This window comes from Streptomyces sp. E11-3, assembly GCF_046540415.1.
In the GTDB taxonomy this organism is placed as follows: domain Bacteria; phylum Actinomycetota; class Actinomycetes; order Streptomycetales; family Streptomycetaceae; genus Streptomyces.
On sequence record NZ_JAZGRL010000133.1, the window covers coordinates 1 to 1,996 of the forward strand.

Genomic DNA, 1,996 nt, shown 5'->3' on the forward strand with positions numbered 1-1,996 from the left:
CCGCCCCGGCCTTGGCCCCCACCCGCACAGCCGGAATCCGCAGCTCCGAGAGGACCACCCCGTCACTGTCATCCACCAGCAGATCAAGCCGCCGAGGCACCCCGTCGAGTACAGCCCGCGCCGCGGCCACCGTCCCCGCGGGCACGCCGAGAGACTGGGCGAGCGTCGTCACGGAGCCGACCGGCACCAGCGAGAGCACCGAAGCCGCCAGCTCACGCTCCCGGTGCAGCCCCCCGACCGCCCGCAGCAGCGCCCGGTCGTCCCCCACCACCACGGGCCGCCGGGACCCCCTCCTGGCCAGCGCTCGGGTGAATTCCTCCGCACTGTCCGGCAGGCACACCTTGACCCCGTCGGCGCCCCCGCACAGCACGTCTTTGGCGATCCGCACGGACTCCCCGTCGCTGCGCCGGGCGACCGGATCGATCACCACCAGCAGGGGCCCTGCGCTCGGTGCGTTCTGCGTGGCGGGCTCTGGAGCCGACACCTCGGTCCTTCCTCGGGTAGCATCTTTGTGCAAGAGCCCCTTGCGCTATTGCGCCAGGGGCTTCGTCTATTCCGGGGCACCGGTCCGACGGGTGCGGCCAACGAGGGTCGCCGGTGTGCGCTGCCGCGCACGCCCCTGACCTTGGACATGCCCCGCCCGGAAGGGGTGTACGCCTGTGCCCGCACTTGTGCTGCTCGGTGCTCAGTGGGGTGACGAGGGCAAGGGAAAGGCCACCGACCTGCTCGGTGGCTCCGTTGACTATGTAGTGCGATACCAAGGCGGCAACAACGCCGGCCACACGGTTGTCGTAGGCGACCAGAAATACGCACTGCACCTCCTCCCCTCCGGAATCCTCTCCCCGGGGTGCACCCCGGTGATCGGCAACGGCGTCGTCGTCGACCCGGCGGTCCTGCTCTCCGAGCTGAGCGGACTCAACGACCGCGGCGTGGACACGTCCAAGCTGCTGATCAGCGGTAACGCTCATCTGATCACTCCATATAACGTCACCGTCGACAAGGTGACGGAACGGTTCCTCGGCAAGCGCAAGATCGGCACCACGGGACGCGGCATCGGCCCGACCTACGCGGACAAGATCAACCGCACCGGCATCCGGGTCCAGGATCTCTATGACCAGTCGATCCTGGAACAGAAGGTCGAAGCGGCCCTGGAGACCAAGAACCAACTCCTTGCCAAGGTCTTCAACCGACGTGCGATCGACGCGGGCCAGATCGTCGAGGAGATGCTCACCTACGCCGAGCAGATCAAGCCGTACGTCGCCGACACGACGCTGATTCTGAACAACGCCATCGACGAAGGCAAGGTCGTCCTCTTCGAAGGCGGCCAGGGCACGCTACTCGACGTCGACCACGGCACATACCCCTTCGTCACGTCCTCGAACCCGACGTCCGGTGGCGCCTGCACCGGCGCGGGCGTCGGCCCGACGAAGATCAGCCGGGTCATCGGCATCCTCAAGGCGTACACCACGCGCGTCGGCGCGGGGCCGTTCCCCACGGAGCTCTTCGACGAGGACGGCGAGGCGCTGCGCCGGATCGGCGGCGAGCGCGGTGTGACCACCGGGCGCGACCGCCGCTGCGGCTGGTTCGACGCGGTGATCGCCCGCTACGCGACCCGCGTCAACGGCCTCACCGACTTCTTCCTCACCAAGCTGGACGTGCTCACCGGCTGGGAGCAGATCCCGGTCTGTGTCGCGTACGAGATCGACGGCAAGCGCGTCGAGGAACTCCCGTACTCGCAGACCGACTTCCACCACGCGAAGCCGGTGTACGAGTACCTGCCGGGCTGGTCCGAGGACATCACGAAGGCCAAGTCGTTCTCCGACCTCCCGAAGAACGCCCAGGCCTACGTGAAGGCCCTGGAGGAGATGTCCGGCGCCCCGATCTCGGCGATCGGCGTCGGCCCTGGCCGCGACGAGACGATCGAGATCAACTCGTTCATCTAGCCGGGCTGCCGGCTTTTGTGCCGGTTTCTGTGCCGTGGGCGGGGGGGGGGAAC

The 1,996-nt window shown here is 68.1% G+C and carries 2 protein-coding genes; one reads left to right on the forward strand and one right to left on the reverse strand.

What is annotated here, in order from left to right; translation table 11 throughout:
- On the reverse strand, positions 1-484 hold a 484-nt coding region (locus U9R90_RS35825), incomplete at its 3' end, for a diacylglycerol kinase family protein (protein WP_411061650.1).
- A 175-nt stretch (positions 485-659) separates the two neighbouring features.
- Here U9R90_RS35825 and U9R90_RS35830 point away from each other — a divergent pair.
- Positions 660-1,943 (forward strand): adenylosuccinate synthase, encoded by a 1,284-nt coding sequence (locus tag U9R90_RS35830; RefSeq protein WP_411061651.1) that lies wholly within the window; start codon positions 660-662, stop codon positions 1,941-1,943.
- The last annotated feature ends 53 nt before the right edge of the window (positions 1,944-1,996 follow it).